The organism is Micromonospora sp. NPDC049051, from assembly GCF_043197575.1.
Taxonomy (GTDB): domain Bacteria; phylum Actinomycetota; class Actinomycetes; order Mycobacteriales; family Micromonosporaceae; genus Micromonospora.
The window spans coordinates 1,073,605-1,096,216 of record NZ_JBICTL010000002.1 but is presented as its reverse complement, the minus strand read 5'-3'; the positions used below and the strand labels follow the sequence as shown (position 1 = coordinate 1,096,216).

Annotated in this window: 18 protein-coding genes; 15 read left to right on the top strand and 3 right to left on the bottom strand. The window is 74.0% G+C overall.

Annotated features, from left to right (window positions below; all coding sequences use genetic code 11):
- Positions 1-10 precede the first annotated feature (10 nt).
- Positions 11-970 carry an electron transfer flavoprotein subunit alpha/FixB family protein gene (locus tag ACGFIR_RS12125; protein WP_393144646.1) on the top strand — a complete coding sequence of 320 codons (960 nt, stop codon included), beginning with the start codon at positions 11-13 and terminating at the stop codon, positions 968-970.
- Between the two features lie 169 nt (positions 971-1,139).
- A complete protein-coding gene (locus tag ACGFIR_RS12120; protein ID WP_393144644.1) occupies positions 1,140-3,848 on the top strand; it encodes an HAD-IC family P-type ATPase in 2,709 nt (902 codons plus the stop codon).
- Between the two features lie 199 nt (positions 3,849-4,047).
- On the opposite strand, the gene ACGFIR_RS12115 is transcribed toward ACGFIR_RS12120, so the two are convergent.
- Both ACGFIR_RS12115 and ACGFIR_RS12110 read right to left on the bottom strand, forming a co-directional pair.
- Complete coding sequence (locus tag ACGFIR_RS12115; RefSeq protein WP_393144642.1) at positions 4,048-4,839, bottom strand: anti-sigma factor; 792 nt, start codon at positions 4,837-4,839, stop codon at positions 4,048-4,050.
- Positions 4,793-5,395, bottom strand: a complete 603-nt coding sequence (locus ACGFIR_RS12110; protein ID WP_393144640.1) for an RNA polymerase sigma factor — start codon at positions 5,393-5,395, stop codon at positions 4,793-4,795. The genes ACGFIR_RS12115 and ACGFIR_RS12110 overlap by 47 nt, the downstream gene beginning before the upstream one ends.
- A gap of 230 nt (positions 5,396-5,625) precedes the next feature.
- On the opposite strand from ACGFIR_RS12110, the gene ACGFIR_RS12105 reads away from it, so the two are divergent.
- The 8 genes from ACGFIR_RS12105 (at position 5,626) to ACGFIR_RS12070 (ending at position 13,730) form a co-directional block, all read left to right on the top strand.
- Positions 5,626-6,456, top strand: coding sequence for a DUF4397 domain-containing protein (locus tag ACGFIR_RS12105; RefSeq protein ID WP_393144638.1), 831 nt, complete (start codon positions 5,626-5,628; stop codon positions 6,454-6,456).
- Entirely contained in the window at positions 6,453-7,118 is a 666-nt protein-coding gene (locus ACGFIR_RS12100) for a class F sortase (protein WP_393144636.1), read from the top strand. The genes ACGFIR_RS12105 and ACGFIR_RS12100 overlap by 4 nt, the downstream gene beginning before the upstream one ends.
- A gap of 223 nt (positions 7,119-7,341) precedes the next feature.
- Entirely contained in the window at positions 7,342-8,517 is a 1,176-nt protein-coding gene (locus tag ACGFIR_RS12095; RefSeq protein ID WP_393004600.1) for a cysteine desulfurase family protein, read from the top strand.
- 355 nt (positions 8,518-8,872) lie between these two features.
- On the top strand, positions 8,873-9,946 hold the full coding sequence (mnmA, locus tag ACGFIR_RS12090) for a tRNA 2-thiouridine(34) synthase MnmA (protein ID WP_393144634.1): 1,074 nt from the start codon (positions 8,873-8,875) through the stop codon (positions 9,944-9,946).
- Positions 9,947-10,010: 64 nt separating this feature from the next.
- A complete protein-coding gene (locus ACGFIR_RS12085) occupies positions 10,011-11,015 on the top strand; it encodes a methionine synthase (RefSeq protein ID WP_393144632.1) in 1,005 nt (334 codons plus the stop codon).
- A 35-nt stretch (positions 11,016-11,050) separates the two neighbouring features.
- Positions 11,051-11,281: a VOC family protein gene (locus ACGFIR_RS12080; RefSeq protein ID WP_393144630.1), complete on the top strand. Its 231-nt coding sequence runs from the start codon at positions 11,051-11,053 to the stop codon at positions 11,279-11,281.
- Positions 11,282-11,337: 56 nt separating this feature from the next.
- Positions 11,338-12,546 carry an RNA-guided endonuclease InsQ/TnpB family protein gene (locus ACGFIR_RS12075; RefSeq protein ID WP_393144628.1) on the top strand — a complete coding sequence of 403 codons (1,209 nt, stop codon included), beginning with the start codon at positions 11,338-11,340 and terminating at the stop codon, positions 12,544-12,546.
- Positions 12,547-12,728: 182 nt separating this feature from the next.
- Complete coding sequence (locus ACGFIR_RS12070; RefSeq protein ID WP_393144626.1) at positions 12,729-13,730, top strand: ADP-ribosylglycohydrolase family protein; 1,002 nt, start codon at positions 12,729-12,731, stop codon at positions 13,728-13,730.
- 241 nt (positions 13,731-13,971) lie between these two features.
- Here ACGFIR_RS12070 and ACGFIR_RS12065 read toward each other — a convergent pair whose 3' ends face one another.
- Complete coding sequence (locus tag ACGFIR_RS12065; protein WP_393144624.1) at positions 13,972-14,490, bottom strand: type II toxin-antitoxin system PemK/MazF family toxin; 519 nt, start codon at positions 14,488-14,490, stop codon at positions 13,972-13,974.
- Positions 14,491-14,689: 199 nt separating this feature from the next.
- Here ACGFIR_RS12065 and ligA point away from each other — a divergent pair, with 199 nt between their 5' ends.
- The 5 genes from ligA to ACGFIR_RS12040 all read left to right on the top strand — a co-directional run.
- Positions 14,690-16,825 carry an NAD-dependent DNA ligase LigA gene (gene ligA / locus ACGFIR_RS12060; RefSeq protein ID WP_393004586.1) on the top strand — a complete coding sequence of 712 codons (2,136 nt, stop codon included), beginning with the start codon at positions 14,690-14,692 and terminating at the stop codon, positions 16,823-16,825.
- 175 nt (positions 16,826-17,000) lie between these two features.
- Complete coding sequence (locus ACGFIR_RS12055) at positions 17,001-19,826, top strand: EAL domain-containing protein (protein WP_393144622.1); 2,826 nt, start codon at positions 17,001-17,003, stop codon at positions 19,824-19,826.
- Positions 19,827-20,015: 189 nt separating this feature from the next.
- Positions 20,016-20,321 (top strand): Asp-tRNA(Asn)/Glu-tRNA(Gln) amidotransferase subunit GatC, encoded by a 306-nt coding sequence (gene gatC / locus ACGFIR_RS12050; protein ID WP_350926882.1) that lies wholly within the window; start codon positions 20,016-20,018, stop codon positions 20,319-20,321.
- 67 nt (positions 20,322-20,388) lie between these two features.
- Entirely contained in the window at positions 20,389-21,864 is a 1,476-nt protein-coding gene (gene gatA / locus ACGFIR_RS12045; protein ID WP_393144620.1) for an Asp-tRNA(Asn)/Glu-tRNA(Gln) amidotransferase subunit GatA, read from the top strand.
- A gap of 251 nt (positions 21,865-22,115) precedes the next feature.
- A partial coding sequence (locus ACGFIR_RS12040) for a putative Ig domain-containing protein (protein ID WP_393144618.1) occupies positions 22,116-22,612 on the top strand: 497 nt, incomplete at its 3' end.

Here is a 22,612-nt window from a genome sequence, read left to right as displayed (position 1 = left end):
GGGTGTGAACGTGTCTGAGGTTCTCGTCGTCGTCGAAGCTACTCGGGAGTTCGGCGTCAAGAAGGTCACCCTGGAGATGCTCACCCTCGCGCGCGAGTTGGGTACCCCGAGTGCGGTGGTGCTCGGTGGCCCGGGCGCCGCGGAGGCGTTGAGCGCCAAGCTGGGTGAGTACGGCGCGGAGAAGATCTACGCGGCCGAGAGTGAGGAGATCGACGGTTACCTGGTGGCGCCGAAGGCGACCGTCGTGGCTGATCTGGTCTCCCGGACCCAGCCGGCCGCGGTGTTGTTGGCGTCGTCGCAGGAGGGCAAGGAGATCGCCGCCCGCCTGGCGGTGAAGTTGGACAACGGCATCCTGACCGACGTGGTGGGTTTGGCCGCGGATGGCACCGCCACGCAGGTGGCGTTCGCCGGTTCCGCGATCGTCACGTCGAAGGTGACCCGTGGTCTGCCGCTGGTGACGGTGCGGCCGAACTCGGTCACCCCGGCCCCGGCGGCGGCGACCCCGGCCGTCGAGCAGCTCACCGTCGCGGTGGCGGAGGCCGACAAGCTGGCGAAGGTCGTGGAGCGGGTCGCCGAGCAGAAGGGCTCCCGCCCGGAACTCACCGAGGCCGGTGTGGTCGTCTCCGGCGGACGCGGTGTCGGCAACGCCGACAACTTCAAGCTGGTCGAGGAGTTGGCGGACCTGCTCGGTGGTGCTGTCGGCGCGTCGCGGGCCGCCGTGGACTCCGGCTACTACCCGCACCAGTTCCAGGTGGGCCAGACCGGTAAGACGGTGTCCCCGCAGCTGTACATCGCGCTCGGTATCTCCGGGGCGATCCAGCACCGGGCTGGTATGCAGACCTCGAAGACCATCGTCGCGGTCAACAAGGACGGCGAAGCGCCGATCTTCGAACTGGCCGACTTCGGCGTCGTGGGCGACCTGTTCAAGATCGTCCCACAGGCCGCCGACGAGATCCGCAAGCGCAAGTGAGCTGACGCCCGCCCGGGCGAGGGCCGGAAACCGTGACACGGTTCCCGGCCCTCGCCGTCTCCGGGCCACGCCCGAACGAGCCCCGGGCCCCGCGTCGGCCTGCGACGATGGAGACGCTCTTCAAGGGTTCCCGGGCCCGGCCCTCCCCGCGCGGAACAGGAGTGTGTCGATGCCGGCCAGGACGTCCGAGGGCGAACACCACGCGCTCGCCGTGCACGAGCTCGTGCTGCTGCTCGGGACCGACACCGAGCACGGGCTGACCGACGAGGAGGCGGCGGCCCGGCTCCAGCGGTACGGGCCCAACGTGCTGCCCCGCGCGGCCGGGGGCGGAGCCCTGCGTCGCCTGCTGCGGCAGTTCCACAACCCCCTGATCTACGTGCTGGTCGCCGCCGGCGTGGTCACCCTGCTGCTCGCCGAGTACGTCGACTCGGCGGTGATCTTCGGGGTGGTGCTCGTCAACGCCGTCGTCGGCTTCCTCCAGGAGTCCCGTGCCGAGGCGGCCCTCGACGCGCTGCGGGCGATGGTGCGTACGCAGGCCCGGGTGCTGCGCGCCGGCCGGCAGCGCCACGTGTCGTCGGACGACCTGGTCCCGGGGGACATGGTGCTGGTGGAGGCGGGGGAGAAGGTGCCCGCCGACCTACGGCTGGTGCGCGCCGCCGAGCTGCGGGCCGACGAGTCGGCGCTGACCGGCGAGTCACTGCCCGTACGCAAGGACGAGGTGGTCGTACCGGTCGAGACGCCGGTGGCGGACCGCCGCAACCTGCTCTACTCCGGCACCCTGCTCACCTCCGGTACGGCGGTCGGCGTCGCGGTGGCCACCGGGGCGGAGACGGAACTGGGCCGCATCCACCGGCTGGTCGGCGGCGCGGAGGTGCTGGACACGCCGCTGACGGTGAAGCTGGCCCGGTTCAGCCGGCTGCTCACCGTGGCGATCCTGCTCCTCGCCGCGGTGACCTTCGGCATCGGCGTGGTGCGGGGGCAGGACGCCGGGGAGACCTTCACCGCCGCCGTGGCGCTGGCCGTGGGCGCGATCCCGGAGGGCCTGCCCGCCGCCGTGACGATCACCCTGGCGATCGGCGTGTCCCGGATGGCCCGCCGCCGGGCGGTGATCCGGCGGCTGCCGGCGGTGGAGACGCTGGGCAGCACCACGGTCATCTGCACCGACAAGACCGGCACCCTCACCGAGAACCAGATGACGGTCCAGGTGCTCTGGACGCCGCAGGGCCGCTACGAGGTCGAGGGGGCCGGTTACGTCCCGACCGGCGGCATCCGGGACGCCACCGGTGGGCCGGCCCCGACCGGGGAGGGCCCGCTGCGCTGGTCGCTGCTGGCCGGCGTCGGCTGCAACGACGCCCGGCTGGACGAGCAGGACGGCCGCTGGGTCGTGCTGGGCGACCCCACCGAGGGGGCGATGCTGGTGGTGGGCGCCAAGGTGGGGCTGCACGCGCAGGAGGTCGCCGCCGAGCTGCCCCGGGTGGCGTGCGTCCCGTTCACCTCGGAGCGGCAGTTCATGGCCACCCTGCACGACCGGCCCGACGGCGGGCGGGTGATGCTCGTCAAGGGCGCGGTGGAGCGGGTGGTCGAGTGGTCCGGCTCGGCGCTGCGCCCCGACGGCTCGACGGGGCCGCTCGACGCCCCGGCCGTGCTGGCCGCCGCCCACGAGCTGGCCGCCGAGGGGCTGCGGGTGCTCGCCACCGCGATGCGGCCGGTCGGCCCGACGGACGGGCTCGTGGAGGAGGAACTGGCCGGCACCCTGGTCCTCACCGGGCTGCACGCGATGCTCGACCCGCCCCGGGCCGCGGCGGCGGCGGCCGTCACCTCCTGCCACCGCGCGGGGATCGACGTCAAGATGATCACCGGGGACCATCTGGCCACCGCCAGCGCCATCGCGCGTCGGATCGGGCTGCTGCGTACCGAGCCCGGCCCCGGGGACGTGCTGACCGGCGCCGACCTGGCGGCGCTGCCCGCCGGGGAACTGCCCGAGGCGGTACGGCGGGCGTCGGTGTTCGCCCGGGTCTCCCCGGAGCAGAAACTGCGGCTGGTGGAGGCGTTGCAGGCCGACGGCCAGGTGGTCGCGATGACCGGTGACGGGGTCAACGACGCCCCCGCGCTGCGCCAGGCCAACATCGGGGTGGCCATGGGCCGCAGCGGCACCGAGGTGGCCAAGGAGGCCGCCGACGTCGTGCTCACCGACGACGACTTCGCCACCATCGAGGCGGCCGTCTCGGAGGGGCGCGGCGTCTTCGCCAACCTGACCAAGTTCATCACCTGGACGCTGCCCACCAACGCGGCCGAGGGACTGGTCATCCTCGTGGCGATCGTGCTCGGCTCGGCGCTGCCGATCCTGCCGAGCCAGATCCTCTGGATCAACATGACCACGGCGGTCTTCCTCGGCCTGACGCTCGCCTTCGAGCCCAAGGAACCCGGGATCATGGACCGGCCGCCGCGCGACCCCGGCCAGCCCCTGCTGACCGTCGCGCTGGTGGTCCGGGTGCTGCTGGTCTCCGCGCTGCTGGTGGTGGGCGCCTGGTGGCTGTTCGAGTGGGAACTGTCCAGCGGGGCGGAACTGGCGCAGGCCCGCACCGCCGCCGTGAACCTCTTCGTCACGGTGATGGCGTTCTACCTGTTCAGCTGCCGCTCCCTGACCCGCTCGCCGTGGCGCCTGGGCCTGTTCAGCAACCGCTGGCTGATCGTCGGGGTGCTGGTGCAGGCCCTCGGCCAGCTCGCCCTGACGTACCTGCCGGTGATGAACGACCTGTTCCGTACGGCTCCGATCGGTGGGCAGGCGTGGCTGCGGATCCTGGGGATCGCCGTCGTGGTCTCCGCCATCGTCGCGCTCGACAAGCGGTTCGGCTGGTTCGGCCGCCGCCTCGGCTGAACTGCGCAGGCGGCGGCCACGCTGCCGGCCACGGCCGAGTCGCTGCGGCGGCCACGTGCGGGCCTCAGCCGAGTCGCTGCGGCCACAGGCGGGCTTCGGCCGCGCCGCTGCGGCCACAGGCGGGCTTCGGCCGCGCCGCTGCGGCCACGGTGGCGATGGGAGCTGATCGGTGGGCCGGGGAGCTGAGCCGGCCCACCGATCAGCCCGTCAGGGTGCCCCTCAGCAGGCTGTTGCCGGAGTGGGCGGTGTTGTTGTCGTACGCCTCGGCGGAGACGTCGACAACCGAGTATGTCGCAAGGTCGACGTTGGGTGGCAACGGCAGCAACTCGTCCGTCGCGTCGCCGAGTACGCCCACCGAGAGCATCTCCATGTTCCGCGGGTTGATGAGCCAGACCTCGTAGTACCCCGGGACGTCCGGGAGATTCGTCAGGTGCAGGTGCAGCCTGCCGTTGTCGAAGACCCGAGCCTCCCCGTTGGCGTCCGGTGGCGTCGTGCCGTACGCCTTCAGCGGAGCGCTGGCCAGCACCACCCGCTGCGGGTCGGGCTCCGGCGTCGACCCGGTCGCGTCGAGCACGACGAGGGTGCCGACGACGCCGGCCGCGGCGGCGGCCACCGCGGTCGTGGCGGTCACCGCCCAGCGCGACCACCGGCCACGCCGGCGCGACCGCGCGGAGACGACCCCGCCCACGGCGTCGGACGGCCGGTCGCCGGAGGCACGCTCGTGGGTGGGCCGCTCGGCGCGGGGGGCGGGCAGCGCCGGGAGGGCCTCCGCCGCGCGGATCTCCGCGACGATGCCCTGCCAGACGTGCTCCGGCGGGTCCGGCAGGTCGTGCAGGCCCTGGGCGCCGGCGCCGAGGCCGGCCACGTGCTGGAGGGTGTCCATCTCGGTCCGGCAGTGCGTGCAGCTCTCGAGGTGGGTGCTCTCTCCGGCGTCCGCCTCGGTCTCACCGAGCGCCAGGAAGACCAGCCGGTCGTGGTCCAGATGCGACACCGTCCACCTCCCATCTGCGTTTCAAGCTCGCCATGCCGCGGCGGATGTGGCTTTTCACCGTGCCGAGCGGCACCCCGGTTACCGTCGCTATCTGCTGGTGGGTCAGGTCGTCGAAGAACGCCAACTCCAACATGCGCCGTTGGTCGTCGGGCAGCCGGGCCAGCTCGTCGGCGACGACCAGCCGGTCGACCACCGTGTCGGGATCAGGGCCCGTGCGCGCCGGCTCCGGCAGTTGCCGGACCGTCTCGACCACCCGGGTCTCCCGGGCGGAGGCCCGCAGCCGGTCGATGACCTTGCGTCGGCCGATGCCGAGCAGCCAGCCGACCAGCGAGCCCCTGGCCGGGTCGAAGGTGTCCCGCGCCAGCCAGGCGGCGACGAAGGTGGTCTGGGTCACGTCCTCTGCGTCGCTGCGGTTGGCCAGCGTGCTGGTGGCCAGGTGCAGGACCGCCCGGCCGTACCGGTCGTAGGCCTCCCGCAGGGCCAGTTCGTCGCCCGCGCGGAAGCGGGCGGGGAGGTCGTCCTCGGGTGGGTACGGCTCCTGCCGTGCCGCTGTCACAGGGCGGCTCGCCTTCCAGGGGGCATGCCCGACTGTAACTCCCACAGCCATCGCCCCACCTTTCCGGTCGGTCTGGTCTCGGTGGCTATTCGCTCCGGTGGCGGTGCGCGGATGCGGATCCGGCGGACGAAAAGAAGTTGCTCCCGGCCGCATCCAGCCGTGGCGGGCCGGGCGTAACTCGTTTTGCACGCCAGGCGTGACGAACCAGCACCAATCACCAGGAGGCAGACATGCAGCTCTCGTACTTCCGCCGGGTCGCGGCGGGCGGCGCGGTCGCCGCGCTGACGTTCGCCGGAGCCGGCGCCCTCACGGCCACCCCCGCGTACGCCGCCACGTCCAAGGTGTCCGTCGTGCACGGCATCCCGGACACCCCGGTCGACGTGTACGTCAACGGCGAGAAGACGCTGGACAACTTCAAGCCCGGCGACGTGGCCGGCCCGCTCAACCTCGAGGAGGGCGCGTACGACATCGCCCTCACCAAGCCCGGCGAGCCGATCGCCCAGGCCATCCTCAGCGTCGACGACGCCGCGGTTCCGGGCGGGGCGAACATCAGCATCGCCGCCCACCTCGACGCGGCCGGGAAGCCGAAGATCACCCCGTTCGTCAACGACACCAGCAAGGTCGGTGCCGGCAAGGCCCGGCTGGTCGTCCGGCACACCGCTGCCGCCCCGGCCGTGGACGTGCGCGCCGGTGGCACCCCGGTCTTCGAGGACCTGACCAACCCGAACGAGGCCAAGGGCGACGTCGACGCGGGTGCCGTCAAGGCCGACGTGGTGCTCGCCGGCACCGACACCGTGGCGATCGGGCCGGCGGACCTGAACCTCAAGGAGGGCACCGCGACGATCGTCTACGCCATCGGCTCGGCCGAGGCGAAGAACCTCGCCGTCGTGGCGCAGACCATCACCGGCCTGCACTCGGCCCCGGCCGGGGTGCCCAGCGGCGACGGCGGCCGGGCCGGCACCGGCGTGGACACCTGGTGGTACGTGCTGACCGGCGCCGGCGCGCTGCTCCTCGTCGGTGGCGGGACGCGGGTGGCCACCGCCCGGACCGGTCGCAGGTGACGGTGCGTCACCGCGGGGCGCTGGCGGCGATGGCCGCCGGCGTCGCCGCGCTCACCGTCGCAACCGTCGTCGCCTGCGGCTCCCGGCCGGCCGAGGACGTCGGTGCCGACGAGGCGGCGGCCCTGGCCAGCGCCGCGCCGGCCCCGTCGGTCACCCCCGGTGACGCCGCCTCGGTCCCGGTCACCGCGGGGGACCTGCCCGACGGTACGAAGACCGTCCCGCCGGTACGGCTGGAGATCCCGGCGATCGACGTCACCGCCACGGTGAACGCGGTCGGCATCAACCGGCGCACCAACGAGTTCGAGGTGCCGCCCAGCGTCGACCAGATCGGCTGGTACCGGTACGGGCCGGGCCTGGAGGCCGACGCCGGCTCGGTGGTCGTCGCCGGCCACGTGGACAGCGCCACGCAGGGCAAGGGCGCCTTCTACCGCCTGCGCGAGCTCGACGAGGGCGACACCGTCACCGCGACCGGCAGCGACGGCAGGGCCCGCGCGTACCGGGTCGTCGCCCGGGAGGAGTACGACAAGACCAGGATCCCGCTGGACCGGTACTTCGCCCGTGACGGCAAGCCGCGGCTGACCCTGATCACGTGCGGTGGGCCGTTCGACGCCAGGGCCCGCAAGTACCGCGACAACATCGTGGTCACGGCGGTGCCCGCCTGATCGGGCGGAACCGGATCGCCGGCCCCGGCGCACGGAACCGGGGCCGCCCCACCGGCAGGGTCCGACACCGGGCGGGGCGCCCCACCGGACGGGGCCCGGCGCCGGACGGGCCCGGCGGCGGGCGGTGGGGAGCGCCCTTCCCGTCCGGTGCCGGCATCCGTGGCGTCGCACGGGACCCTCCGGCCTCCGGCGGGTCGGGCGCCGGGTCGTAGGCTGAACCGTGATGGCTTATCTGGATCACGCGGCGACCACTCCAATGCTCGACGAGGCGCTGGAGGCGTACGTCGCCACCGCCCGCGAGGTCGGCAACGCGTCCTCCCTGCACGCGGCCGGTCGCCGTGCCCGGCGGCGGGTGGAGGAGTCGCGGGAGCGGGTGGCCGCCGCGCTGGGCGCACGGCCCTCCGAGGTCGTCTTCACCGGCGGCGGAACCGAGAGCGACAACCTCGCGGTGAAGGGCATCTTCTGGTCCCGCCGGTCGGCCGACGCCCGGCGGGACCGGGTGGTCTCCAGCGCCGTCGAGCACCACGCCGTGCTCGACGTGGTGGACTGGCTGGTCGGCCACGAGGGGGCCGGCGTGGGGTGGCTCTCCGTGGACGCCACCGGCCGGCTCAGCCCCGACGAGCTGCGCGCCGAGTTGACCGCGCACGGCGACCGGGTCGCGGTGGTCACCGCGATGTGGGCCAACAACGAGGTCGGCACCGTGCAGCCGGTCGCCGAACTGGCCGCCGTCGCCGCCGAGCACGGGGTGCCGTTCCACACCGACGCCATCCAGGCCGTCGGGCAGGTGCCGGTCGACTTCTCCGCCGCCGGGGTCGCCGCGCTGACCGTCACCGGGCACAAGCTCGGTGGGCCGACCGGGGTCGGCGCCCTGCTGCTCGCCCGCGACGTGGCGGCCACGCCGCTGCTGCACGGCGGCGGCCAGGAGCGCGACGTACGCTCCGGCACCCTCGACACCGCCGGCATCGTGGCCTTCGCGGTCGCCGTGGAGGCGGCGGTCAAGGGCCAGCAGGAGTACGCGGCCCGCATCGCCGCGCTCCGCGACGACCTGGTCGAGCGCGTCCGGCACGCGGTGCCCGAGGTCGTCTTCAACGGCGACCCGACCGACCGGCTGCCGGGCAACGCGCACTTCTCCTTCCCGGGCTGCGAGGGCGACGCCCTGCTGCTCCTGCTGGACGCCCAGGGCATCGCCTGCTCGACCGGCTCCGCCTGCTCCGCCGGGGTGGCCCAGCCCTCACACGTGCTGCTCGCCATGGGCGCCGACGACGACCGCGCCCGCTCGTCACTGCGCTTCACCCTCGGCCACACCAGCACCCCTGCCGACGTCGACGCCCTGATCGCCGCCCTCCCGGCCGCCGTCGACCGGGCCCGCCGCGCCGCCGCCCTCCGCACCCCCCGCTGACCCACCCCCGCCCCCCGCCCTTTGCCCCACGCCCGCGCCCCCTCCCAATGCGGTCGATCATGCAGTCGTGGTGCCCGGAACATGGCTTATGCAGCGTTCGTGCCCCACCACAACTGCATGATCGACTCGCCGCTGGCGCGACGGGGCCCGCGCGGGGCTGCTCGTGCGGGGCGAGCGCCGGGGCCGGGAGCCGGGGGCGGGAGCCAGGGGCGGGAGCCAGGGCGGAGGGCGGGGAGCCGGGGCCGGGGATTGAGGGCCAGGGTTGGGGGCGGGGGAGTCGGGTGGTGGGTGTGGGTGGGGGACCGGGGTGGGGTGGGGGCGGGGATAAGGTCGGTGGGGCGAAGGGAGTGAGCCGGTGAGGGTGTTGGCGGCGATGTCGGGCGGGGTGGACTCGGCGGTCGCGGCGGCGCGAGCCGTCGAGGCGGGGCACGACGTGACCGGCGTGCACCTGGCGCTGGCCCGTAACCCGCAGACCTACCGCACCGGCGCGCGCGGCTGCTGCACGCTGGAGGACTCCCGGGACGCCCGGCGGGCCGCCGACGTCATCGGCATCCCGTTCTACGTCTGGGACATGGCCGACCGATTCCACTCCGACGTGGTGGACGACTTCGTCGCCGAGTACGCGGCCGGTCGTACGCCCAATCCCTGCCTGCGCTGCAACGAGAAGATCAAGTTCGCGGCGGTGCTGGACCGGGCCGTGGCTCTGGGCTTCGACGCCGTCGTCACCGGCCACCACGCCCGGCTCGGCGCGGACGGCCTGCTGCGCCGCAGCGTCGACCTGCCGAAGGACCAGTCGTACGTGCTGGCGGTGCTCACCCGCGAACAGCTGGACCGGTCGATCTTCCCGCTGGGCGACTCGACGAAGGCGCAGGTCCGCGAGGAGGCCGCCCGGCGTGGGCTGGCCGTGGCCGACAAGCCGGACTCGCACGACATCTGCTTCATCGCCGACGGGGACACCCGTGGCTTCCTCGCCGGGCGGCTCGGCGAGGCCCCCGGCGACGTGGTGGACGCCGCCACCGGTGCAGTGGTGGGCAGCCACACCGGCGCGTACGCGTACACGGTCGGGCAGCGGCGCGGGCTGCACCTGGACCGCCCGGCCCCGGACGGCCGACCGCGCTACGTGCTGTCGATCACGCCGAAGACCAACACCGTCACGGTGGGTCCGGCCGAGGCGCTGGAGGTCTCCCGGGTGCGCGCCGAGCGCCCGGTGTGGACGGGTGGTCCGACACCGGACGCGCCCCTGGAGTGCGAGGTGCAGCTGCGGGCACACGGCGACGTGGTGCCGGCGACGGTCGAGCTGACCGCCGGCGGTCTCCGCGCCGAACTGCGCCGCCCGGTCCGTGGGGTCGCCGCCGGGCAGGCCATCGTGGCGTACCGGCCGGACGCCGCCGGCGACGTCGTGCTCGGCTCCGCCACCATCGCCGGTTGACCGGCCGGCCCGGTGTAGCGGGCGTCGGGCGGGACCGGCCGGCGTACCGGATAGTCTTTCGCCCGTGACAGATCAGGCGTGGCCGTGGCCGGCCGGCGCGGCGACCGGCATCGGCTCGCTTCCCGGCACCGACATCGCCGAGGCGCAGCGGATCGTCCTCGGTGAGTTTCCCGCCCTGCCCCACCTGGCGGAGCTGCCGGCCCGGGGCCCCGGCGCCGACCTGATCGGCCGGACCGCCGGCCTCCTGGTCGAGCTGCCGGTGGAGCTCTACGCGAGCCGCTGGCGCATCGCCCCGCGCCCGGGACGGGACCTGCGCCGCGCCCGGGACCTGATGGAACGCGACCTGGACCAGCTCGCGGAGCAGGCCGAGGAGTACGCGGGACCGGTCAAGATCCAGGCCGGTGGCCCGTTGACCCTCGCCGCCTCCCTGGAGTTGCCGATCGGCGGCCGGATGCTGCGCGACCCCGGCGCGGTCCGGGATCTCACCGGCTCGCTCGCCGAGGGGCTGCGCGGGCACGTCGCGGCGGTCGCTCGCCGGCTGCCCCGCGCCTCCGTTCTGCTCCAGCTCGACGAGCCGTCGCTGCCGACGGTGCTCGCCGGGCGGGTGCCCACCGAGAGTGGGCTCGGCGCGTACCGTGCCATGGAGTCGGGCGTCGCCGCGTCGCTGCTGCGCACGGTCGTCGAGGCGGTCGGGGTGCCGACCCTGGTGCACTGCTGCGCGCCGGACGTGCCGCTGGAGCTGATCCGCTCGACCGGTGCCGCCGGCGTGGCCCTCGACCTCGGCCTCGTCACCGACCTGGATCCGCTGGGCGAGGCGATCGACGCGGGGCTCGGGCTGCTGGCCGGCGCCGTGCCCACCGCGCCGTCGCCCGCCGGTCGCGCGCCGACCTCGGCACAGGTCGCCGACCGGGTACGCAAGCTCTGGGACCGCCTCGGGTTCCCCCGCCGCCAGCTCGCCGAGCAGGTCGTGGTGACCCCGGCCTGCGGTCTCGCCAACGCCACCGGCCAGTACGCGCGCGCGGTGCTCGCCGCCTGCCGGGACGCGGGGCGGCGGCTCGCCGAGGATTGACGTTTGCCGTCGTACGGGCGGGGCAGGATGCCGACATGATCGGACAACTGCGCACAGTGGTCATCGACTGCCCTGACCCTCGGACCCTGGCCGGGTTCTACTCGGAGCTGCTGGGCCTGCCCCTCGACGGCAACGACTTCCGCGTCTACGCCGATCCGGCCGGTCATCGGATTCCTTCCGTGGATACTTCGGCCTTCAGGCCGGAGAGGAAACGGAGCCCCTGCGGAGCAGGGCAGGAAAAGCCCATCCGCCGCCAAGGCGGATAGGCGTCCACTCGCATGCCACCGCAAGGCTTACTGACTAGCTTGCTAGACTGTGAGACGTGCCCAAGACCGTGAAGCGGGCGTTCAAGTTCCGCTTCTACCCGACCGACGCGCAGGTTTCCGAGCTTGCCCGCACGTTCGGGTGTGTCCGGCTGGTTTACAACATGGCGTTGCAGGCCCGCACCGAGGCGTGGACGCTGCGCCAGGAACGGGTCAACTACAACGCCACGTCGGCGATGTTGACCACGTGGAAGAAAACCGACGACCTGGCCTTCCTCAGCGAGGTGTCGTCGGTGCCGTTGCAACAGTGCCTGCGGCACCTGCAAGTCGCGTTCACGAACTTCTTCGCCAAACGAGCCCGGTACCCGAGCTTCAAGAGCAAGAAGAAGTCGCGCCGGTCGGCGGAGTACACCACCAGCGGGTTCCGCTACCGCGACGGCCGGCTCACCCTGGCGAAGATGACTGAGCCGCTGAACATCGTGTGGTCCCGACCACTGCCCGAGGGCGCGAAGCCGTCCACGGTGACCGTGTCGCAGGACGCGGCCGGTCGCTGGTTCGTGTCGCTGCTGTGCGACGACCGAATCGAGCAGGCGCCGGCGCCGAGCCCGGCCGTCGGGGTCGATGCCGGCCTTGACAGCCTGCTGACCCTCTCCACCGGAGAGAAAGTCGTAAACCCGAAGCATGAGCGCCGTGACCGGGCCGCGCTCGCCCGCGCCCAACGGAACCTGTCCAAGAAGGAGAAGGGCTCCGCGAACCGGGACAAGGCCCGACTCAACCTCGCCCGCGTGCACGCCCGGATCACCGACCGCAGGCGGGATCACCTGCACAAGTTGACCACTCGGCTCGTTCGTGAGAACCAAACGATCGTGATCGAGGATCTGACCGTGCGCAACATGGTCAAAAACCGCAGCCTGGCTCGTGCTATCAGCGACGCGGCTTGGCGACAGTTCCGCACCCTGCTCGAATACAAGGCCGACTGGAACGGCCGCAACCTCGTTGTTGTGGACCGCTGGTTCCCGTCGTCCAAGCTGTGCTCGGCGTGTGGTGCGCTCGCTGAGCGGATGCCGCTGAACGTGCGGTCGTGGACCTGCCGGTGCGGCAACGCCCACGACCGCGACGTCAACGCGGCCCGCAACATTCTCGCGGAGGGGCTCTCCGTGATTGCCTGTGGAGGCGGTGTAAGACCTCAACGAGAGTCCTCTCGGACGGGGCGTCCGTCGGTGAAGCAGGAAACCTTTGGGGTGACCCAGGGAATCCCCGCCCTTTAGGGCGGGGAGGATGTCAACCCTTCTGCCTGGTCTTCTCTCCGGCTGACCCGACCACCGGGCGACCGGCACGCCGACCTCGATGCCGCGTGGCGCGGGGCGCCGGGGCGGTGCGGGCGGCGGGCGGCCAGGGGGCGGCTCGTCGCCCGGTGGTGCGGGTTGCGGCCGGGCGGCATGATCGCGGAATGATCGACACCTCGCTCCGGCGGGCCGCCGGCTCCCTCTTCGGCCTCGCCTACGGTGACGCGTTGGGCAAGCCGACCGAGTTCCTGACCGTCGCCGAGATCGTCCGTCGCTACGGGGCGGCCGGCCCGCGCGACCTGACCGGCGATCCGGCGCTGGTGACCGACGACACGCAGATGGCGCTGGCGGTCGGCTGGGCGCTGCACGACGCGCCGGCGCTGACCCCGGAGGCGGTCGAGCCGCTGCTGCGGGCCCGCTTCCTCGACTGGGCGGCCAGCCCGGAGAACAACCGGGCGCCGGGCATGACCTGCCTGCGCGCCTGCGCCGAACTCGGGCGCGGGGTGCGGTGGCAGGACGCGACGGTCGCCGGCTCGAAGGGCTGCGGGGCCAACATGCGGGTCACCCCCGTCGGCCTGGTCGACGTCGACCTCGACACCCTCGCCGGGCTGGCCCAGCTCCAGGCGGGGCTGACCCACGGCCACCCGACCGGTCTCGCCGCCAGCGAGCTGACCGCGTACGCGGTGCGGCTGCTGCGCGACGGGGCGGCGCTGGCGGAGCTGCCCCGGCTGCTCGTCGACCGGGCCCGCGAGCAGCGGCGGGTCTACCGCGCCGACTGGCTCGGCGACCTCTGGCAGCGCCCCGGAGTGGACGCGCCGGAGGAGTTCATCGCCCGGGGCTGGGACGAGTGCCTCGCCGTCCTCGGTCGCCTCGACGCCGCGCTCGCCGGCCCGGACGACGGCGGCGACCCGTGCCGGCACACCGGCGAGGGGTGGATCGCCGAGGAGGCGCTGGCCACGGCCCTGTTCTGCGCGATCCGGCACGCCGACGACCCGGTGGCCGCGCTGGCCCGGGGCGCCACCACCGCCGGCGACTCCGATTCGATCGCCGCGCTGGCCGGCGCCTTCGTCGGCACGGCGCGGGGCATGGCGGCCTGGCCCGCCCCGTGGGCCGCCCGCATCGAGTACGCCGACCAGCTCGCCACCCTGGCCGGAGCCTGGGACTGACCCCGGCCGCGCCGCCCACCGTCCGGCGACACCGGACCGGCGCATCGGCGATACCGGCACACCGGACCGCCGCGTCGGCGTACCCCGGATCCAAGGGGTTGCGCGCCGGCGACAACGGCGCACCGGCGACAGGGGCGCATCGGCGGCACTGGCGCACCGGCGAAGCCCGGACCCTGGTCGGGGGCGACGCCCGCGACCCCTGGTCGGCCCGACCTCCTGGTCGGCCCGACGGTGGCGCGGGTCAGGCGCCCGGCAGGTGGGGGAGGCGGCGGATGTGACGCCACAGGGTGGGGTCGCAGTCGCCGGCCTGGCGGGAGAAGCCGGCCAGCGGGACGTGCGCCGGCTCGGCCAGGTCCACGAAGCTGTCGTGGTCGGCGTCGGGGTCCCACTCCCGGGTCGGGATGCGGACGTGGTCGTCCCGGGAACTCTTGTCCTGACTGGTGATCTTCAGGACGTCCGCGCCCCGGGCGTCGGCGCGCAGCACCAGGCAGGGCCGCACCTTCGAGCCGGTGCCGTCGGCGTACGGGACGTCGGCCCACCAGATCTCGCCGGGACGCGGCGTACCGGCGGGGGCCCGCTCGGCGGTACGCGGTCGGGGCGGCGCCGTGGACCGGCCGGGGCCGCCCCGTGACGTCCTGCGGCCGGGCCGGGCGTCCGGGGGCCGGGTGGCGTCGCGCCCGCCCCGCCGGCGCTCGTTCCACGCCCAGCCGGCGGCCACGGCCAACACGATCGCCGCCGCCCAGAGCAGCCACTCCGGCATCCGTACCCCCGCCTGGTCAGTGGGTGCGGCGCGGACGCCGCGGGTTCGACGGCGGCGCGGACCGCCCACGCGGGCACCGCCGTCCGGCGATCCTCGCACGGCGGTGGCCCCGTCGCCGCTCGGGCGCGGCGGGCGGCCGGCGGATTGTCCCACCGGACCGATACGGTGCCGAGGTAGCGGAATCACGGGAGGTCGCAAGGTGTCCGAGGAAGCCATCGCCCAGCAGGTCACTCCGGCGCAGGAGGCGGCCGCGGGCGCCGAGCCGACCCCCGATGCCCGGGAACGGCACGCCACGCTCAGCCAGGAGCTGACGGACCACCAGTACCGCTACTACGTGCTGGACGCCCCGACCATCCCCGACGCCGAGTTCGACCGGCTGCTGCGGGAGCTGGAGGCGCTGGAGGAGCAGTATCCGGCGCTGCGCACCCCCGAGTCGCCGACCCAGCGGGTCGGCGGCACCTTCTCCACCGACTTCACCCCGGTCGCCCACGCCGAGCGGATGCTCTCCCTCGACAACGCCTTCGCCGACGAGGAGTTGGCGGCGTGGGCCGAGCGGGTCGAGCGGGACGCGGGCGGGCCGGTGCCCTACCTCTGCGAGCTGAAGGTCGACGGCCTCGCCATCAACCTCACCTACGAGCGCGGGCGGCTGGTCCGGGCGGCGACCCGGGGCGACGGGCGCACGGGCGAGGACGTCACGGCCAACGTGCGCAGCATCCGCGACGTGCCGGGCCAGCTCGCCACGTCGGACGAGTTCGGCGCCGTGCCGGAGTTCGTCGAGGTCCGGGGCGAGATCTACTTCCCGGTGGCCGCCTTCGCCGACCTCAACGCCGGGCTGGTCGAGCAGGGCAAGCCCCCGTTCGCCAACCCGCGCAACGCCGCCGCCGGCAGCCTGCGCCAGAAGGACCCGCGGATCACCGCGTCCCGGCCGCTGCGGCTGGTGGTGCACGGCATCGGCGCCCGGCGTGGCTTCCAGCCGGTGACGCAGTCCGAGTCCTACGCGGCCCTGCGGGCGTGGGGGCTGCCCACCAGCGACCGCTGGCGGGTGGTGCCCGACCTGGCCGGTGTCGCCGGATACATCGCCCACTACGCCGAGCACCGCCACGACGTCGAGCACGAGATCGACGGCGTGGTGGTCAAGGTCGACCCGGTCTCCATCCAGGGGCGGCTCGGCTCGACCAGCCGGGCGCCGCGCTGGGCGATCGCCTTCAAATACCCACCGGAGGAGGTCAACACGAAGCTGCTCGACATCGACGTCGAGGTCGGCCGCACCGGCCGGGTCACGCCCCGCGCCGTCCTCCAGCCGGTCAAGGTGGCGGGCTCCACCGTCGCGTACGCGACCCTGCACAACGCGCGGGAGGTCGAGCGCAAGGGCGTCCTGATCGGCGACACCGTGGTGCTGCGCAAGGCCGGCGACGTGATCCCCGAGGTGCTCGGCCCGGTGGTCGACCTGCGCCCCGCCGACGCCCGACCGTTCGTCATGCCGACCACCTGCCCGGCCTGCGGCACGCCGCTCGCCCCGGCGAAGGAGGCGGACGTCGACATCCGCTGCCCCAACTCCCGCACCTGCCCCGGTCAGTTGCGGGAGCGGGTCTTCCACCTCGCCGGCCGCAAGGTGTTCGACATCGAGGCACTCGGCCAGAAGGGCGCGGCGGCGCTGCTCGACGCCCAGGTCATCACCGACGAGGGCGACCTGTTCTCGTTGGACGAGGAGCAGCTCGCCCGCTCGCCCTTCTTCGTCAACAAGGACGGCACGCTCGGCAGCAACGCCGTCAAGCTCCTCGACAACCTCGCCGTGGCCAAGGAGCGCGACCTGTGGCGGGTGCTGGTGGCCCTGTCCATCCGGCACGTCGGCCCCACCGCCGCGCAGGCGCTCGCCCGGCACTTCCGCTCCATCGAGGCGATCGACGGGGCCAGCGAGGAGGAGCTCTCCTCGGTCGACGGTGTCGGGCCGACGATCGCGGCGAGCATCCGGGAGTGGTTCGCCGTCGACTGGCACCGCGAGCTGGTCCGCAAGTGGCGCGAGGCCGGCGTACGGATGGCCGAGGAGACGGTCGACGAGGGCCCGCGCCCCCTGGAGGGGCTCACCGTCGTGGTGACGGGCACCCTGCCCGGGTTCAGCCGCGACCAGGCGTCCGAGGCGATCCAGAGCCGGGGCGGCAAGGTCAGCGGGTCGGTGTCCAAGAAGACCTCCTTCGTCGTGGTGGGCGAGAACCCGGGCTCGAAGGCCGACAAGGCGGCCAGCCTGAAGGTGCCGGTCCTGGACGAGGAGGGTTTCCGGGTGCTGCTCGACGCGGGCCCGGAGGCCGCCCGGGAGGTCGCCCGCATCGAGGAGTGACGCGCGGGGGACGAGCGGGCCACCGGCCGGCGGGGCAGGTCGAGATACCAACTTAATTACGACTAGGACCGATTCGCGACTGTCGTGCCGGGCATTGCGACACGGAGGGCGTTTCATTGGTGGCACGGCGTGCCACCGGGTCACGCCCTCGTGGACCGAGTGCTCGGGAGGTGTGATGGGGGCCGCGGACTCGCGAAACTCCGTTCCGCCTGGCCGGGCACGCCCGTTCTTCGCCTTCGTCTGGACCGTGGTCGCGCTGGCCGCGGCGTTCTGCGTACGCCCGCTGATCGAACTGCCGGCCGAGCTGCCGCGACTGCCGGTGGCGTTCTGGGTGATGGCGGCCCTGGCGGTCGGCTGTGACGCGCGCCCGTTCGTGCCGCCCGGGCGGCGGCAGACCTCGGCGGTCTTCCCGTCCACCTGCTTCACCTTCGCCATCCTGCTCGGCTGGGGGTTCGGGCCGGCGATCCTGGTGCAGGCGGTGGCCGTCGTCGTCTCCGGCTGGCGGATGGGCCACGCCCCGTGGCGGACGGCCTTCAACGCCGCCCAGTACGCGGCGGCCCTGGGCGCCGCGTACGCGGTCACCTGGCTGGGGCCCGGGAGCATCTTCGACGGCGGCCGGCTGCGCGGCACCGACGTGCTGGCGGTGGGCGGTGCGACGGTGGCCTGGTTCGTCGTGAACTACGCGCTGGTCAGCGCGGCCGTCCGGTTGCGCTTCGGCGACCGGTGGTGGCCCAGCCTGCGGCAGGGGCTCGGCTTCGAGCTGCTCTCCACCGGCTCGTTGCTGCTGCTCGCCCCGGTGCTGGTCGCGGCGGCGCGGGCCAGCGCGGCGCTGATCCCGCTGGTGCTGGTGCCCCTGTTCGCCGTCTACCGGATGGCCCGGCTCAGCGTCGAGCAGCAGCAGCTCGCCTCCCTGGATCCGCTCACCGGCCTACCCAACCGCAAGGCGCTGCTGGCCGAGGTCGGCGAGCAGGTGCATGTGCACGCCGAACGGGCGGCCCGCGGCATGCCCGGCGCCCGGCTGGCGCTGCTCCTGATCGACCTCGACCGGTTCAAGAACGTCAACGACGCGCTCGGGCACGCGGTGGGGGACCGGCTGCTGGTCGAGGTGAGCGCCCGGCTGACCGGCGTGGTCGGCGCGGGCATGGTCGCCCGGCTGGGCGGGGACGAGTTCGCGATCGTGATGACCGGCCTGGAGGACGTCGACGAGGCCCGTGAGCTCGCCGGGCGGGTGGTCCGCGCGCTGGCCGAGCCGGTGTCGCTGGACGGTTTGCCGCTCGACGTGGGCGGCTCGATCGGCATCGCGTTCTTCCCCGAGCACGGCGAGGACTTCGCGACCCTGATGCGCCACGCCGACGTGGCCATGTACGACGCCAAGCACCGCAACGACACGGTGGCGATCTACACGGCCGAGTCCGACCACAACTCCGCCGAGCGGCTCGCCCTGCTCGCGGACCTGCGGCGGGTGCTGGAGGCGGGCCGTCGGACGACCGTCCCGCCCGGGCCGGCGGGCGCGGCCGAGCTGACGGAGGACGGCGAGCCGGCGGACGACGGCGCGCAGCCGCCGAAGGCCGGCGACGCGACCGTGGCGGGCGTGGGCGCTGACGGCTCCCCGGGCGACGGGGCGGTGGGCGCTCCGGCGGCAGCGGCGCCGGCCGGTCGCCTGCGGGGTGCCGGGCGGGCCGGTGCCGCGCGGGGCGGCGACGGGGCCGAACTCCCCGCTGACCTGGCCGGTTCGGGCCGCTGGGCCGACCCGGCCGGAGCCGGCCGCTGGGCTGACCTGACCGGGGCCGGCCGCTGGTGGCTGCGCCGCCGCCGGCAGCGGCCCGGGCCGTCGACCGACGACGAGCTGATCAACCGGATCGTCACCGCCGCCGACCCGATCCGCCGCCGGCCGGCGGCCGCCGCGGAGACCGGCCCCGACCGGGGCGACGGCCCCGGCCGCCGCAACGGCGCCGGGCGGCGGGGCGGGCAGGGCGGCGCGGTCGTACGCCGACAGGACCCGCCCGGCGACCACGGCGTGCGGGACGCCGGCGACGGCCTGTGGGACGGCGACGACGCCGCGCGGCACGGCGACGACGCCGCGCGGCACGGCGACGACGCCGCGCGGCACGGTGGCGACGGCGCGCGGGACGGCGGCGACGGCCGGGCCCCGACGGGCCGGCGCGGCGCCCGGCACGACGCGACCCGCCGGCGGGACGCGGACCCCGCCGTAGCCGTCGACGCGGGCGAGATCACGATGTACTACCAGCCGCAGATCGCCATCGCGACCGGCGAGGTGGTCGGCGTGGAGGCGCTGCTGCGCTGGCGGCACCCCCGCCGGGGGATGGTGGACCCGGAGGAGCTGATCCGGGTCGCCGAGCAGAGCGCGGTGATGCGGCTGCTCACCCGCCGGGTGGTGGACGACGTGGTCGAGCAGCTCGCCAAGTGGTCGGCTGCCGGGATGAGCCTGCCGGCGGCGCTCAACGTCAGCGTGCGGGACCTGCACACCGGCGAGATCGCCGACCAGATCGCCGACCGGCTCGCCCGTTTCGGCGTGCCGCCGCAGCGGCTGCAACTGGAGATCACCGAGGGTGCCCTGATGGCCGACCCGCGTCGGGTGCTGGCCACCATCACCCGGCTGCACCGGATCGGCGTGGGCATCTCGCTGGACGACTTCGGCACCGGCTACTCCTCCCTCCAGCACCTGCGGCGGCTGCCGCTGTCGGAGGTCAAGGTGGACCGCTCGTTCGTGCTGGGGATGGCCGAGGACGCCGACGACGCGGCCATCGTGAAGTCGACGATCGAACTGGCGAAGGCGCTCGGGCTGCGGGTGGTCGCCGAGGGCGTCGAGGACGAGCGCACCTGGCGCATGCTGTACGCGGCGGGCTGCGACGCGGCGCAGGGCTGGTTCTACGCCCGGCCGATGCCGGCCGAGGAACTTGTCGGCTGGCTGGCCCGCTACCGCCCGGTCCGCCCGACGCCCAGCCCCGACGCGGAGATTCCCCGCCGGCACGCCCGCTGAGTCATCCGCCCGTCGGCGCGGGACGCCCTCCCGTCGGCGCGGGACGCCCTTCCGCCGCGCCGGAGGGGGAGTCGGGGACGCGCCGCCAGGGCGGAACAATAGACTCGCTCCGGTCACCGCGCGTCACGCAGTTCGGCCGCGCGGCCGACACCCGGTCCGACCCGCAGCACCGTCACGAAGGGGGCACCGATGGCCGCCATCTCCCGCGAGGAGGTCGCGCACCTGGCGCGACTGTCGCGGCTCGCCGTCACGGAGGAGGAGCTGGACACCTTCGCCGGCCAGCTCGACGTGATCCTCCAGGCGGTCGCGCAGGTCGGCGAGGTCGCCGCGGCGGACATCCCGCCGACGTCGCACTCGGTGCCGCTGACCAACGTCCTGCGGGACGACGTCGTGGTGCCCGGGCTGACCCCGCAGGAGGCGCTGTCGGGTGCGCCCGACGCCGAGGAGCAGCGGTTCCGCGTACCGCGGATCCTGGACGAGGATGTGGCGTCATGAGCGGGCTGATCATCAGGCGCGGTGTGCGCGGCGCTCAGTGCGCCGGTGAGCGAAGCGAGGCGACGGCATGACGGACCTGACCAGAATGACCGCGACGGAGATCGCGGGGCTCGTCGCCACCGGCGAGGCCTCGGCCGTCGAGGTCACCCGGGCACACCTGGACCGGATCGCCGCCGTCGACGACCGGGTGCGCGCGTTCCTGCACGTCGACTCCGAGGGCGCGCTCGCCGCCGCCGCCGAGGTGGACGCCCGCCGCGCCGCCGGCGAGGAACTGGGGCCGCTGGCCGGCGTGCCGGTCGCCGTCAAGGACGTGCTGACCACCAAGGGCGTGCCGACCACCGTCGGGTCGAAGATCCTGGAGGGCTGGCGCCCGCCGTACGACTCGACGATCGTGCAGCGGCTGCGGGCCGCGGGCACGGTGATGCTGGGCAAGACGAACATGGACGAGTTCGCGATGGGCTCCTCCACGGAATACTCGGCGTACGGGCCGACGCACAACCCGTGGGACCTCAGCCGCATCGCGGGCGGCTCGGGCGGCGGCAGCTCCGCGGCGCTGGCCGCGTACGAGGCACCGCTGGCGATCGGCTCCGACACCGGCGGCTCGATCCGTCAGCCCGGCGCGGTCACCGGCACCGTCGGCGCGAAGCCCACCTACGGCAGCACCTCCCGCTACGGCCTGGTGGCGTTCTCGTCGTCGCTGGACACCCCCGGCCCCTGCGCCCGCACCGTGCTGGACGCGGCGCTGCTGCACGAGGTGATCGGCGGGCACGACCCGCGCGACTCCACCTCCATCCCGCAGCCCGCGCCGGACGTGGTGGCCGCCGCCAGGCTCGGCGCGACCGGCGACCTGACCGGCGTGAAGCTCGGCATCGTCACCGAGTTCACCGGCGAGGGCGCCGAGCCGGGCGTGATGGCGGCGTTCCGCGAGTCGGTCGACGCGCTGACCAAGCTGGGCGCCGAGATCGTGGAGGTGTCCTGCCCCCACTTCCGCTACGCGCTGCCGGCGTACTACCTGATCGCCCCGAGCGAGGCCTCCTCCAACCTGGCCCGGTTCGACGGCGTCCGCTTCGGCCTGCGGGTCGGCGACGACGGCAACCGGTCGCTGGAGGAGGTCATGTCGCTGACCCGGGAGGCCGGCTTCGGCGCCGAGGTCAAGCGCCGGATCATGATCGGCACGTACGCGCTCTCGTCGGGCTACTACGACGCCTACTACGGTCAGGCGCAGAAGGTCCGTACGCTGATCACGCGGGACTTCACCGCCGCGTTCGAGCGGGTCGACGCGCTGATCTCGCCGACCACCCCGTTCGTGGCGTTCCCGCTCGGCGCGCGCACCTCGGACCCGTACCAGATGTACCTGGCCGACCTGTTCACCATCCCGACGAACCTGTACGGCGGGCCGGGCATCTCGGTGCCGTGCGGGCTCTCCGACGGGCTGCCGGTCGGCTTCCAGATCATGGCCCCGACGATGGCCGACGACCGGATGTACCGGGTCGCCGCCGCGCTGGAGAGCGTCGTCGGCACGCTCACCCCGCCGGCACTGTGAGCCGCACGGGGCGAGGCGGGACCACCGCCTGAGCCCCGGATCGTCCCGCGCCCGGCGCGGTCACCACGACCGCGCCGGGCGCGGCTGTCGTCGCGACGACACGACGATCTCCGATCAGGGGATTGTCCGCGTTCGGTGGCACTGGTCGAATAGGCTCCAAGCCTGCTGGATCGACTGGATCCCGGTCCGCTGGCGGACGCGAGCGGTTCCGATCAAGACCTGGATGTGCGATGGGGACACTTCGCCCGGTCATGGCCCTGACGATGGTCGTCGCGTTGCTGCTGGGCGCCGTGCAGCCGGCCACCGCCGCCACCGAGACCGTCACCATCACCTCGGACAAGCCCCGGTCGGTCATGTATCTCGGGCAGGTGTACGCGATCCATACCGTCGAGGCCACCGGTGGCACCGGGCCGTACCGGTTGTCGGTGGTGTCGGGCAGCCTGCCGTCGGGCATGCTCGTGGTCGGGACGTCCCTCGGGGGCGCTCCGGACTCGCCGGGCACGTACACGTTCACGCTGCGCATGACCGACGAGAACGACCGCTACGACGAGCAGACGGCGACGATCGAGGTGCGCGAACCGAAGGTGGTCATCACCTCGGGCAAGCCCCGGTCGCTTATGTATCTCGGGCAGGTGTACGCGATCCACACTGTCGAGGCCACCGGTGGCACCGGGCCGTACCGGTTGTCGGTGGTGTCGGGCAGCCTGCCGTCGGGCATGCTCGTGGTCGGGACGTCCCTCGGGGGCGC

Coding starts and splice junctions, on each gene's coding strand:
- ACGFIR_RS12055 (WP_393144622.1), top strand. CDS start 17,001: ATGGGGGCCGCGGACTCGCGAAACTCCGTTCCGCCTGGCCGGGCACGC.
- ACGFIR_RS12070 (WP_393144626.1), top strand. CDS start 12,729: ATGATCGACACCTCGCTCCGGCGGGCCGCCGGCTCCCTCTTCGGCCTC.
- ACGFIR_RS12080 (WP_393144630.1), top strand. CDS start 11,051: ATGATCGGACAACTGCGCACAGTGGTCATCGACTGCCCTGACCCTCGG.
- ACGFIR_RS12095 (WP_393004600.1), top strand. CDS start 7,342: ATGGCTTATCTGGATCACGCGGCGACCACTCCAATGCTCGACGAGGCG.
- ACGFIR_RS12065 (WP_393144624.1), bottom strand. CDS start 14,490: ATGCCGGAGTGGCTGCTCTGGGCGGCGGCGATCGTGTTGGCCGTGGCC.
- ACGFIR_RS12105 (WP_393144638.1), top strand. CDS start 5,626: ATGCAGCTCTCGTACTTCCGCCGGGTCGCGGCGGGCGGCGCGGTCGCC.
- gatC (WP_350926882.1), top strand. CDS start 20,016: ATGGCCGCCATCTCCCGCGAGGAGGTCGCGCACCTGGCGCGACTGTCG.
- gatA (WP_393144620.1), top strand. CDS start 20,389: ATGACGGACCTGACCAGAATGACCGCGACGGAGATCGCGGGGCTCGTC.
- ACGFIR_RS12120 (WP_393144644.1), top strand. CDS start 1,140: ATGCCGGCCAGGACGTCCGAGGGCGAACACCACGCGCTCGCCGTGCAC.